Consider the following 13,963-nt stretch of genomic DNA (forward strand, 5'->3'; position numbering starts at 1 on the left):
CACTTTCAGATAAGAGTATCCGTTACTTTGATGCCAACTCAGGAGAAATGGCGGTCGGCAAGTTTGCTGAAGGTGCCAAGAACGAATGGTATTACTTTGACAAAACTGGTAAAGCAGTGACAGGTCTTCAAAAGATTGGCAAACAAACACTTTACTTCGACCAAGATGGCAAGCAAGTCAAGGGTAAAATCGTGACACTTTCAGATAAGAGTATCCGTTACTTTGATGCTAACTCAGGAGAGATGGCAACCAACAAATTTGTCGAAGGTTCCCAAAATGAGTGGTACTATTTTGATCAAGATGGAAAAGCAGTGACAGGCTTGCAGCAGGTTGGTCAACAGACTCTCTATTTCACGCAAGACGGCAAGCAAGTCAAAGGAAAAGTTGTTGATGTGAATGGGGTTAGTCGATATTTCGATGCCAATTCAGGGGATATGGCTCGAAGCAAATGGATTCAACTTGAAGATGGAAGTTGGATGTATTTTGACCGCGATGGTAGAGGTCAAAACTTCGGAAGAAACTAATCGAATTTAGCTCAATAAAAATCAAACTTTATCTGATGATATACAAAAACGATAACACCTTAAAAGGACGTTATCGTTTTTTGCCTGTTTGGAGAATAAATTACAATTGAAAAGAAAGATGGAATCATTGGGAACTGTAATGAATTAACAAGGGACTCCATATTGGAATAATCTTTTTCTGCACTCTATTGTGGTATTCAAAGCAATGAGTATTCTATTTTTAAAGTTTGAAAATCCAAAAGCGTTTCGTTTGTGAACAATGACGCGGTTGTTAGTAGTTTCTATTCTTTAATTTGTACATTTGAGATAAGAAAGATTTTGCTTGATTATTTATAGAGGAGCTATTCTTCACAAAAAGGCTCCATAGATGCAATAGTGTTTTACTCTCTATATAAATTATAGAGCCGAAAAATCTAGGAAATCATCGCTTTTTTCATAAAAAAATGGTATAATGAAGGGTATGAAATATCACGACTATATATGGGATTTAGGTGGTACCCTATTGGATAATTATGAGACTTCTACTGCAGCCTTTGTAGAAACCTTAGCCCAATACGGAATAGAGCAAGAACACGACCGAGTCTACGAAGCTTTGAAGGTTTCGACAGCTTTTGCCATCGAGAAGTTTGCACCAGATATCGAGGATTTTTTAGAGAACTATAAAGAAAATGAAGCGCGTGAGCTAGAGTACCCAGTTTTGTTTGAGGGAATTCCAGAGTTACTAAAAGACATCTCTGACAAGGGTGGCCGTCATTTCTTAGTCTCTCATCGAAATGACCAAGTGCTAGAACTTCTTGCAAAGACTCAGATAGCTGACTATTTCACAGAAGTCGTGACTGCCAGTTCTGGTTTCAAACGGAAACCAGATCCAGAGTCTATGATTTATTTACGTGATAAATATCATATCTCATCCGGTTTGGTCATTGGAGACAGAAATATTGATGTAGAAGCAGGTAAAGCTGCTGGCTTAGATGCCTATCTTTTTAATAACGTTGCGACATTGAGACAAGCAATAGACATGTAAGAAAAGGGAAAAAATGACAGAAGAAATCAAAAATCAACAGGCACAAGATTATGATGCCAGTCAAATTCAAGTTTTGGAGGGACTTGAAGCTGTTCGTATGCGTCCAGGTATGTATATTGGATCGACTTCAAAAGAAGGTCTTCACCATCTAGTATGGGAAATCGTTGATAACTCTATTGACGAGGCCTTGGCTGGATTTGCGAGTCATATCCAAGTCTTTATCGAACCTGATGATTCCATTACCGTTGTGGATGACGGTCGTGGAATTCCTGTTGACATTCAGGAAAAGACGGGACGTCCTGCTGTTGAGACAGTCTTTACGGTTCTTCACGCTGGAGGAAAATTCGGCGGTGGCGGATATAAGGTATCAGGTGGGCTCCACGGAGTGGGTTCATCAGTAGTAAACGCTCTTTCAACCCAACTAGATGTCCATGTTCACAAAAACGGCAAAATTCATTACCAAGAATACCGTCGTGGTCATGTTGTTGCTGATCTTGAGGTCGTTGGAGATACAGATAAAACAGGAACAACAGTTCACTTTACACCAGACCCAGAGATTTTTACAGAAACAACGACTTTTGACTTTGAAAAATTAAACAAACGTGTTCAAGAATTAGCCTTTTTGAACCGAGGGCTTCGAATTTCAATTACAGACAAGCGTGAAGGTCTCGAACAAACCAAGCATTACCACTATGAAGGTGGAATTGCTAGCTACGTTGAGTATATCAACGAGAATAAGGATGTTATCTTTGACAAACCAATCTATACAGATGGTGAAATGGATGACATTACTGTTGAAGTAGCTATGCAGTACACAACTGGCTACCACGAAAACGTCATGAGTTTCGCCAATAACATTCATACCCATGAAGGTGGAACACATGAGCAAGGTTTCCGTACGGCTCTGACTCGTGTTATCAATGATTATGCCCGCAAGAATAAATTGCTAAAAGACAATGAAGACAACCTGACAGGGGAAGATGTCCGTGAAGGTTTGACTGCTGTTATCTCTGTCAAGCATCCAAATCCGCAGTTTGAAGGACAAACCAAGACCAAACTGGGAAATAGCGAAGTGGTTAAGATTACCAACCGCCTCTTTAGTGATGCCTTTTCTGATTTCCTCATGGAGAATCCACAGATTGCCAAGCGCATCGTGGAAAAAGGGATTTTGGCTGCCAAGGCTCGTGTGGCTGCCAAGCGTGCGCGAGAAGTCACTCGCAAGAAATCTGGCTTGGAAATTTCCAATTTACCAGGAAAACTAGCAGACTGTTCTTCAAATAACCCTGCTGAAACCGAACTCTTCATCGTCGAAGGAGACTCAGCTGGTGGATCAGCCAAATCTGGTCGTAATCGTGAATTCCAGGCTATCCTTCCAATTCGTGGTAAGATCTTGAACGTTGAAAAAGCTAGCATGGATAAAATCCTTGCCAACGAAGAAATTCGAAGCCTTTTCACAGCCATGGGAACAGGATTTGGTGCAGAATTTGATGTCACTAAGGCTCGTTACCAAAAACTCGTTTTGATGACCGATGCCGATGTTGATGGAGCCCACATTCGAACTCTCTTGCTAACCTTGATTTATCGCTATATGAAACCAATCTTAGAGGCTGGTTATGTCTACATTGCCCAACCACCGATTTATGGGGTTAAAGTTGGAAGTGAGATCAAAGAATACATTCAACCTGGTGCAGATCAAGAAATTAAACTCCAAGAAGCCTTAGCACGTCACAGTGAAGGGCGTTCAAAACCAACCATCCAACGTTATAAAGGTTTGGGAGAAATGGATGACCACCAATTGTGGGAAACAACCATGGATCCTGAACATCGCTTGATGGCGCGTGTTTCGGTAGATGATGCTGCCGAAGCAGATAAAATCTTTGATATGTTGATGGGAGATCGAGTAGAACCTCGTCGCGAATTTATTGAAGAAAACGCTGTTTATAGTACACTTGACGTCTAAAAATTGTGGGAAATAGTTCCCTTGGTTTAAAAAATATGATATAATCATTACGATTGTTTCTAGTATAAAAGGAGTTTGATATGTCTAATGGACAACTAATTTATCTAATGGTTGCGATTGCAGTCATTTTGATCCTAGCTTATGTAGCAGTTATCTTTTTACGTAAGCGTAATGTAAGTCGATTAACGGCCCTTGAAGAAAGAAAAGAAGAACTCTACAACCTTCCAGTTAATGATGAGGTTGAAGCCGTTAAAAACATGCACTTGATTGGTCAAAGTCAGGTAACCTTCCGTGAATGGAATCAAAAATGGGTCGATTTATCACTTAACTCATTTGCTGATATTGAAAACCATCTCTTTGAAGCTGAAAGCTACAACAATTCTTTCCGTTTCTTTAAAGCAACACACAAAATTGATCAAATTGAGAGCCAAATCGACTTGATCGAAGAAGACATTGCAGCTATTCGCAATGCCCTCTCAGAACTTGAAAAACAAGAATCTAAAAACAGTGGTCGTGTCTTGCACGCTTTGGACTTGTTTGAAACACTCCAGCACACTGTTGCAGAAAACTCAGAAAAATATGGGAAAGCCCTTCCTGAGATTGAGAAACAATTGGAAAACATCCAATCAGAATTCTCTCAATTTGTTACCTTGAACTCTTCAGGTGACCCAGTTGAAGCCGCAGCAATCTTAGATGATACTGAAAACCATATTCTTGCCTTAACTCATATCGTTGATCGTATTCCGGCTCTAGTTGAAACATTGACAAAGGAATTACCAGACCAATTAGCAGATTTGGAAGAGGGCTATCGTAAGCTGTTGGATGCCAAATACCACTTTATTGAAACAGATATTGAGTCACGTTTCCAACTCTTGCATGAATCTTTGAAGAATAATCAAGAAAACATTCGTCAGTTGGAGTTGGACAATGCAGAGTATGAAAATAATCGCATTCAAGAAGAAATCAATGCACTTTATGATATTTTCACTCATGAAATTGAGGCTCAAAAAGTCGTTGAGAATCTCCTCTCAACACTTCCAACCTATCTCAACCACTTGAAGGAAAATAACCAGGTGCTTGTTCAGGATCTTGAACGACTAAATAAAACTTATCTTCTTCCAGAAAGTGATGGGAATCATGTCCGCCGACTTCAAGAAGAATTAGCTGCACTTGATACCGCTATTTTAGAAGTAACAGAGGACCAAAGAGAATCTGCTCAAGCCTATTCTGTTCTTGAAGAACAGTTGGAAATGCTTCAAAGCAATCTCAAAGATATTGAAGATGAGCAAATTTCTGTGAGCGAACGACTTGCGCAAATTGAAAAAGATGACCTCAATGCTCGCCAAAAAGCAAATGTCTATGTGAATCGTTTGCACACTATCAAACGTTACATGGAGAAGCGAAACTTACCAGGAATCCCTCAAAGTTTCTTGAAACTTTTCTTTACTGCAAGTCATAACACTGAAGATTTGATGGCGGAGCTAGAACAACCGCAGGTTAATATTGAATCTGTTAAGCGAATTCTTGAAATTGCAACGAATGATATGGCAGTACTTGAGACAGAAACATACGATATTGTTCAATATGCAACCTTGACTGAGCAACTTCTCCAATACTCAAATCGCTACCGTTCATTTGATGAACGCATCCAAGAGGCTTTCAACGAAGCACTTGAAATTTTTGAGAAAGAGTTTGACTATCGGGCATCATTTGAGAAGATCTCTCAAGCCTTGGAAGTTGCAGAACCAGGAGTTACAAATCGTTTTGTGACTTCATATGAAAAAACACGTGAAGCAATTCGCTTTTAAAATAGAAGCTTAGAGAACTCTAAGCTTTTTTTTATTTTTTGAAATGGAGCTAGATTACCTGTTTATCATTGAAATAATAGCTTTGATTTGATATGATGGAAATATGAAGAAAAATATGAACCGTGTTTCTCACGATAAAAAGAGAAGGTTATTGCTTTCCTTTGTTGGGATCTTAGGAATCGCTATGATTCTTTTGGGAAGTGCCATTGGCTACAAGGTTCTACAAAAGCAATCTTATGAACAAAAAATTGAAGCGCTAAAAAGCGAAAAGGATCAGCAATTCAACTCAGGTAGTCAGAGGGACCATTTCCGAAAAGGGCAAGCGGAGGTGATTGCCTACTACCCTCTGCAAGGAGAGGAAGTTATTGCGTCTATTAGAGAAAAAATCAACCAAGACATCAAAGAAAATCTAGAAGATAAAGAGGATCTGGTCTTTTATTATACTGAGCAGCTGGATCCTGTCTTAAAGGGAGTTGTTGCTCGTAATATTGGCAAGCAAGTCTACGATTTATCTGCATCAAAGGTTGAAGAAAAAGAAAAGACTTCTTTAGGAAAAATTTTCTTGACTGAAGATGGGAAAGATTTTGACCTTAGTAAACTTTTTAAAGATGCAAGCAAAGCTAAGGAACTTTTACTAAATCAGGTCAAATCAACTCTAGAAGATAAGAAGCTTGACCAGACAAAAATTGATCAAGTTATAAAGAGTTTCACAGGCCAAGACTTATCATCTTGGAGTTTTGATTATAAAGATAGTCAAATTATCCTTTATCCTGCTAATTCTGAAGAGACTGTTGAAGAAATTGCTTTACCAATATCCAGTTTCTTTGATGTCATTGAGTCCTCTTATTTACTAGAAAAAGATGCTGAACTCTATCAAACTTACTTTGCCAAGAAAAATAAAAAGGTTGTAGCCTTGACCTTTGATGATGGTCCAAATCCTACTACAACTCCACAAGCCTTGGATACCCTGGCTAAGTACGGTGTAAAAGCAACCTTCTTTGTACTTGGAAAAAACATAGCAGGAAATGAAGATCTTCTGAAACGAATGAAATCGGAAGGTCATGTTGTGGGAAATCATAGCTGGGATCACCCTATCCTTTCTAAATTATCCCTCGAAGATGCTAAAAAGCAAATCACTGATACAGAAGATTTGTTGACTCAAGTTTTAGGATCAAGCTCTAAACTGATGCGCCCACCTTATGGTGCCATCACTGATGATATTCGAAATAGTCTTGACTTGAGTTTTATCATGTGGGATGTGGATAGTTTAGACTGGAAGAGTAAGAATGAAGCTGCTATTTTGACAGAAATTCAACACCAAGTTCGTAATGGTTCTATCATTCTCATGCATGATATCCATGGTCCTTCTGTTAATTCTCTACCAAGTGTCATTGAGTATTTAAAGGGTGAAGGGTATACATTTGTGACTGTTCCTGAATTGCTCAATTCTCGCTTGAAGGCTCACGAGATCTATTACGATCGTGATCAATAATTGTTAAAATCTAAAGGAGCAAGTGTTCTGATAATCAGGATTTTGTTTCTTTAGATTTTCTTCACATAGAAAGGAAAAACGATGAAATCTTACACCCTTAATAATGGAGTTTCCATTCCTGTACTAGGATTTGGAACATGGAAAGCTGAAAATGGAGAGGTAGCCTATCAAGCCGTTTTAGAAGCCTTAAAGGCTGGTTATCGTCATATCGATACTGCAGCTATCTATAAAAATGAGGAAAGTGTTGGTCGTGCTATTCGAGATAGCGGTATTCCACGACAAGAAATCTTTGTAACGACCAAACTCTGGAATACCAATCACAGCTATGAAGAAACTCGCCAAGCATTTGAAGAATCAATGGAAAAACTGGGATTGGATTATCTAGATTTGTACCTTATCCATTGGCCAAATCCAAAACCTTTAAGAGAAAATGACGAATGGAAAACTCGCAATGCCGATGTCTGGAGAGCGATGGAGGACCTGTACCAAGAAGGTAAAATTCGTGCTATCGGCGTTAGTAATTTCCTTCCCCATCATTTGGATGACTTACTTGAGACAGCAAGAATCATCCCAGCGGTCAATCAGGTACGCTTGGCACCAGGAGTTTATCAGGAGGAAGTGGTTGACTACTGTAAAGAGAAAGGAATCCTCTTAGAGGCATGGGGACCATTTGGGCAAGGGGAGTTGTTTGACAAGACAGAAGTCCAAGAAATTGCTGCTAAGCATGGGAAATCAGTTGCTCAAATTGCCTTGGCTTGGAGCTTGGCAGAAGGATTTTTACCCCTACCTAAGTCAGTGACAGCCTCTCGCATCCAGAGCAATCTTGACTGTTTTGAAATTGAACTCAGCAAAGACGAGCGAGAAGTCTTAAAGACAATTTCAGTGACTTCGGGCGCACCTCGTGTGGATGAGATGGATTTTTAGTTTGTGAAATCTGTTTATACCGAAATAACAAAGACTAGGAATTTTAAATCCTAGTCTTTTTGTGTATAAAAAATCTAAATTATTTGTATAATAAAATAGTTTTATAAATTGAAATAAATGAACAAGTTTAGAAAATGTTGCTTTGATAGAACAAATAACACGAACGATAAAACTAAATAAGAACATTACATACGCAAATATTACATTTTTGTGACAATTCAGATTTTTATGAAAATTTTTGATTATTTGCGTTATAATGGGTATACTTTAAAGAAAAAGGAGATTATTTATGGATAGACGACAACGTTTTTCATTACGGAAATACAAATTTGGTCTTGCTTCAGTTTTATTGGGAACTGCTTTGGTTTTTGGAGCAAGTCAAGTTAATGCCAATGAGCAGAGTACAGGTGAAAATCAAGCCCAAACTCAGGCAATCAAGACAGAGCTAAAAGACGATAAGCACTCAAACTCTTCAACTGACCAAACCAATACTAATGTGATAGCTCCAGTAGTTGGAGAGAAACAAGAAGCTGAAACTTCTAAAGAGGATGCTAGTAAACAAGATGCTAAGGTAGAAACTTCGGTTGATAAAACTGCTGAAGCCCAAGAATCAGGAAAAGATAGCGCAGTTTCAAAAGAAGAAAATCAAGGTGTCGTTCAGAAAGAAACAACAGTAGCTACCAGTCCAGCGCCTGCTACTGAGAAGGCTTCTGACTTGGAGAAAAAAGAGGTTCAAGTAACGACAGCTCCTAAAGCTACTGGAGAAACGGCAGCTACTGAAAAAGAACAAGAAAAAGCTGAGTCTGCAAAACCAAATAGTCTTTCAAGCAATGATATCATCACAGTACCAAAAACTTGGAAGGCTGGTTACAAGGGGACAGGGACCGTTGTTGCCATAATTGACTCTGGGCTTGATTTGAATCATGAGGTTCTTCGAATTTCGGATCCGTCAAAAGCAAAATTTAAAAACAAGGAAGCCATCGAAGCAGCTAAAAAGGCTGCTGGAATCGATTACGGTAAATGGTATAGCGATAAGGTTGTCTATGCCTATGACTACTTTGACGGAACAGATAAGATCAAAGAAGCAGAAAGAACTTCTCATGGGATGCACGTAACAGGGATAGCAGCTGGAAACCCTGATAAAGAAGCACCAAATGGTGAAAAGGTCTATGGTGTGGCGCCAGAAGCCCAAGTTATGTTTATGCGTGTCTTTTCAGATCGCCAAAAAACGACCAGTTCTGCCCTTTATGTAAAGGCGATTGATGACGCAGTTGCCTTGGGAGCAGATGCCATTAATATGAGTTTAGGCTCTAGCACTGGTTCTATGGTCGATGCTGGTTCTGATATCGTGGATGCCATCAAACGGGCTCGTGCCAAGGGAGTTTCTGTTCTTATCTCAGCAGGAAATAGCAATACATTCGGAAATGGTTATTCAAAACCACTAGCCGAAAACCCAGACTATGGCTTGGTTGGAAATCCATCCACTGTTGAAGACTCAATTTCAGTTGCTTCTGTCAACAACAAAACATTGACAACAGCGGTTTTTGAAGTCAAAGGTCTAGAGGGAAATGCCGGCCTTCATAACGGAAAATTTGATTATAATCAACCTGAGTCAGATAAGGATTTTGAAAAGGGAAAAGAGTACGAATACGTCGAAGCAGGGTTAGGTCGTGAAGAAGACTTTGCGAAGTTGGATTTAACTGGGAAACTTGCCCTCATTCAGCGTGGAGCCATGAACTTTTCAGAGAAGATCAAAAATGCACGAAAACACGGTGCAGTTGGTGCATTGATCTACAATAATGTAGAGGGCGCAAACATCAATATGGCTATTGATGATGAAGCAAAGAAAATTCCTTCTGTATTTATTTCTAAACAGTATGGTGAAGCCTTAAAATCAGGAAAATATAAGATTGTTTTTAATGACAAGATGGATAATCGCCCTTCTGATGTAGCCAATCAGCTATCTGACTTTTCAAGTTGGGGAGTGACTACCGATGGACAATTGAAACCGGACGTGACAGCTCCTGGCGGCAATATCTATTCATCCTTTAATGACAATACCTATGGTAGTATCAGCGGAACCAGTATGGCGGCTCCTCACGTTACGGGTGTTGCCGTTCTGGTTAAGGAATACCTTCAAAAACACCATCCAGAATTGACTCCTGAGCAAGTATCAGAGACTGTCAAGGCCTTGATCATGTCAACTGCAAAACCACATGTTAATAAGGATACAGGCACTTATACCTCTCCTCGTCAGCAAGGTTCTGGTATTGTGGATACAGCTGCTGCAGTGTCAACAGATCTCTATGTAACGGGTGAAAATGGTTATCCAAGTGTGACATTAGGAAATGTTGGAGATCAATTTACTTTCAAGGTCACTGTACACAATATTTCAGATACTGATCGTACTCTCAAGATGGTAGTGAATACCAATACAGACGAAGTCCAAGATGGGAAATTCACCCTTCGACCTCGAAAACTAACGGAGACAGTCTGGCCTGAAGTGACGGTCAAAGCCCACAGCAGTCAAACAGTCACTGTTAAAGTGGATGCTCGAAAATTTGCTGCTGAACTCAGCAAACAAATGCCAAATGGCTATTTCCTTGAAGGTTTTGTTCGCTTTGTAGATCCAGCAGATGATGGAGATATTGTGAGTCTTGCATTTATGGGCTTCCGAGGTGAATTCCAAAATCTTCCTGCTGTCGAAAAACCAATTTACAATCTTGTCCGAGAAGGAAAAAATGGATTTTACACGGAAGTAGACAAGGAAAATCCTGCAGTTAACTACTCTAATGATGCGACCTATCTAGCAAGCTTGCAAAATGATCTTCTTGTTTCTCAAGGTCAACGCCAAGGACGCAGAATTACCGTTCTTGGGATTGAACAAAATGCTGAAGGTAAGCATGTTCTTCAGTTGGACGAAAAAGGGAATGTCCGTATTGCTATTTCTCCAAACGATGATGGGAACAAAGACCTAGTTGAATACAAAACGGTTGCTTTGAGAAATCTTGTAAATCTTCGGGCAACAGTTTATGCGGCTACGGATACCAAGCATGAACATCCTATTTGGGAGGGCGATGCAAAGGATCTTCGTAAGAATTATTTTGATGGTGACAGTAGAAATCTGAAGAGTTATATTCTAGATAATACTGCTTGGAGAGGTCAGGATTTTGATGGTAATACCGTAGCGGATGGTTTATATGACTATGTTATCAGTTATACACCAGATGTTCCAGGAGCAAAAGAACAATACACGACCTTTAAAATTCAAATTGATACTCAAAAACCTGTCATCACGAGTGGTTATATTCGCTTTAAAGATGGAAACCAAGAATTCGTAGCTCGCAAACCAAAAGATGTGGGTCAAGGCGGTATCCTTTCAGAAAAAGTCTTCTATATCACACCATTTGATCAGAAAGGGACCATGGTTCTAACTGGAAAGGACGAGTCTGGAACTCGTGCGCTTGAGAACACCCATCTGATTAAGGCCAATGCTGACGGTAGTTATACACTTCCTAAGGATGTTGACAAGGCTAATATTTACTATCTTGTAGAGGACTATGCAGGAAATGTAGACTATATCTCGCTTGCAGAACTTGTGCGCGATCAAAATAGTGGTCGAGTGAAAATCGCCTTGAAGGATGCGAAAACAAACCAAGATATTGATACCCTCTACGTCTATCGAATTAAAAATAGCGAGGGGCAATATGTTGATGTCGACAAGTCAAAAGCGATTCATTTCTTACAGTTTGGTCATTATACGGCAGAAATTTTCAGTTATGACCGAACAGAATTGAAATTTATCAGTGCCTTGTCCCAAGAGTTTGACCTGACGGAAGAAAATAGTTTCCAAACCATTACCTTCCTAGCAAATCTCCTAGAGTATGCTCCGGTATCTGTTTCTTTCAATCAAGCAGTTCCAAAGACGACTACAGTGGTTCTGAAAGGAGAAGATGGTACAAGGATCGCTCTTCCTGCTGAAAAATATGGTCAATACGCCTTCGGCAAGAAAGTTGCTATAGGTCGTTATACTGTAGAGATTGGCTTACCGACTGGATATGAACTCCTTGAAAATCTCGTTTCCTTGCTCGTTCATCCAGGTCGAAATAATGCTTTGCGCCTATCTGTTGTGTCTAAGTTGGCCTTGATTGCTGCGGTAAATCAACAAAAAGAACTGGTAGAAACGTCTCGTTACTTTAATAGTAGTGCAGATAAGAGAAAAGCTTATGACCAAGCTTTCCAAGTGGCGCGGTCAGCCTTGTCAAGCAAGTTGAAACAAGAATTGATTGATGGAGTTCTCGCTAGTCTTGAAGCTGCTGGTAAGGCTTTGGATGGAAAAGATTCGAACGTGGCAGCCTTGAAAGAAGCTATGAAAGCTTACTATGCAACGACTAAAACTGGACGATATGCTAATGCCAAGGAAAAAGTACGTCGAGCTTATGATCGTGCCTTCCAAGAAATCGCCTTACTTGCTGTGGATCCTAAAGTCAAACAGGATCAAATTGACCAATCTCTCATTGCCCTTGCAACAGCTAAAAGTAAACTGAATGGCAAAGCTACTGACTTCTCTAGTCTGAAGAAACTGGTCAAGGATGAACGCCTTTTCCAAGAAAAGAATGCGAGATTTATCTATGCAGACAAGAAAGAAAAAGCAGCTTATCTTTTAGCCTTTAAAGAAGCTCAGGAACTCCTTAATGATCCAGGAGCGAGCCAAGAAGATGTCAAAGATGCCATTACAGTCTTGAAACAAGCCAAGAGAAATCTGCATGGCAAAAAACCAAAAGCAAGAAGACATCCTTAAACAGGAGTTTCTGAAGCTTTACTGATAAATGAGTCTGAAACTTTGTTTTCAGACTCATTTTTGGTTTACACTAGCTAGAAAATCTGCTATAATACTAGCTAGGAAAGAAAGTCTTATGGCGTTCTTCAAGCGAGCTTGGGATAGTGGGAGCCGAGTAGGGCAAAATAAGGAGCTGGCGCTTTCTGTCGTATTTTTTAAAACAATGAAGTAATAAATTAGGGTGGAACCGCGTTTCTGACGCCCCTAGGTCACAGACTTAGGAGCAAAGACACGGTTCTTTTTGTATCCAAAGTCACAAGAATTTATAAAAAGGAGTAAATAATGTCTAAAAAATTGACTTTCCACTGCGTCAGTGGCAGAGACCTCCTTACAGTCGGACTGCCCCACGCTCAGCATTAGAGTGCCTGAGCTAGACGCAGTACTAACTCGTCTTGCCCCGTATAATCGACGAGGCAGACTCGTGTCGCAAGTAATTTATAGAAAAAGGAGTAAACAATGTCTAAGAAATTAACATTTCAAGAAATTATTTTGACTTTGCAACAATTTTGGAATGACCAAGGTTGTATGCTTATGCAGGCTTACGACAATGAAAAAGGTGCGGGAACCATGAGTCCGTACACTTTCCTTCGTGCTATCGGGCCTGAGCCATGGAATGCGGCTTATGTAGAGCCATCACGTCGTCCTGCTGACGGTCGTTACGGGGAAAACCCTAACCGTCTATACCAACACCACCAATTCCAAGTAGTTATGAAGCCTTCTCCGTCAAATATCCAAGAACTTTACCTTGAGTCTTTGGAAAAATTGGGCATCAATCCTTTGGAGCACGATATTCGTTTCGTTGAGGACAACTGGGAAAACCCATCGACTGGATCTGCAGGTCTCGGTTGGGAAGTTTGGCTTGATGGCATGGAAATCACTCAGTTCACTTATTTCCAACAAGTCGGTGGATTGGCAACTGGGCCTGTGACTGCGGAAGTTACCTATGGTTTGGAACGCTTGGCTTCTTACATTCAAGAAGTTGATTCTGTCTATGATATCGAGTGGGCCGATGGTGTAAAATACGGAGAAATCTTTATCCAGCCTGAGTACGAGCACTCAAAATATTCGTTTGAAATTTCGGACCAAGAAATGTTGTTGGAAAACTTTGATAAGTTTGAAAAAGAAGCAGGACGCGCTTTGGAGGAAGGCTTGGTTCACCCTGCCTATGACTATGTTCTCAAATGTTCACACACATTTAACCTGCTTGACGCGCGTGGTGCCGTATCTGTAACTGAGCGCGCAGGCTATATCGCCCGTATCCGTAACCTGGCCCGTGTCGTAGCCAAAACCTTTGTCGCAGAACGCAAACGCCTAGGTTACCCACTTTTGGATGAAGCAACACGAGCTAAACTCCTAGCAGAAGATGCAGAATAGTAAGTAATACTGTGATC

Annotated in this window: 7 protein-coding genes and 1 pseudogene; all 8 read left to right on the forward strand. The window is 40.2% G+C overall.

Annotation, left to right across the window (positions count from 1 at the left end):
• Window positions 1-524: pseudogene (locus HMPREF2885_RS02720) on the forward strand (glucosyltransferase); the annotation flags it as partial.
• 460 nt (window positions 525-984) lie between these two features.
• Window positions 985-1,548, forward strand: a complete 564-nt coding sequence (locus HMPREF2885_RS02725; protein ID WP_070657011.1) for an HAD-IA family hydrolase — start codon at window positions 985-987, stop codon at window positions 1,546-1,548.
• Window positions 1,549-1,561: 13 nt separating this feature from the next.
• Window positions 1,562-3,508 carry a DNA topoisomerase (ATP-hydrolyzing) subunit B gene (gene gyrB, locus HMPREF2885_RS02730; RefSeq protein ID WP_070656993.1) on the forward strand — a complete coding sequence of 649 codons (1,947 nt, stop codon included), beginning with the start codon at window positions 1,562-1,564 and terminating at the stop codon, window positions 3,506-3,508.
• An 80-nt stretch (window positions 3,509-3,588) separates the two neighbouring features.
• Window positions 3,589-5,316, forward strand: a complete 1,728-nt coding sequence (gene ezrA / locus HMPREF2885_RS02735) for a septation ring formation regulator EzrA (RefSeq protein ID WP_070656994.1) — start codon at window positions 3,589-3,591, stop codon at window positions 5,314-5,316.
• Window positions 5,317-5,419: 103 nt separating this feature from the next.
• Window positions 5,420-6,808 (forward strand): peptidoglycan-N-acetylglucosamine deacetylase PgdA, encoded by a 1,389-nt coding sequence (pgdA, locus tag HMPREF2885_RS02740; RefSeq protein ID WP_050595434.1) that lies wholly within the window; start codon window positions 5,420-5,422, stop codon window positions 6,806-6,808.
• Between the two features lie 81 nt (window positions 6,809-6,889).
• Window positions 6,890-7,732 (forward strand): aldo/keto reductase, encoded by an 843-nt coding sequence (locus tag HMPREF2885_RS02745; protein WP_033584989.1) that lies wholly within the window; start codon window positions 6,890-6,892, stop codon window positions 7,730-7,732.
• Window positions 7,733-8,021: 289 nt separating this feature from the next.
• On the forward strand, window positions 8,022-12,533 hold the full coding sequence (locus HMPREF2885_RS02750; protein WP_070656995.1) for a S8 family serine peptidase: 4,512 nt from the start codon (window positions 8,022-8,024) through the stop codon (window positions 12,531-12,533).
• 495 nt (window positions 12,534-13,028) lie between these two features.
• A complete protein-coding gene (glyQ, locus tag HMPREF2885_RS02760; RefSeq protein WP_000038733.1) occupies window positions 13,029-13,946 on the forward strand; it encodes a glycine--tRNA ligase subunit alpha in 918 nt (305 codons plus the stop codon).
• The last annotated feature ends 17 nt before the right edge of the window (window positions 13,947-13,963 follow it).

The organism is Streptococcus sp. HMSC062H02 (genome assembly GCF_001813005.1).
Classification (GTDB): domain Bacteria; phylum Bacillota; class Bacilli; order Lactobacillales; family Streptococcaceae; genus Streptococcus; species Streptococcus oralis_S.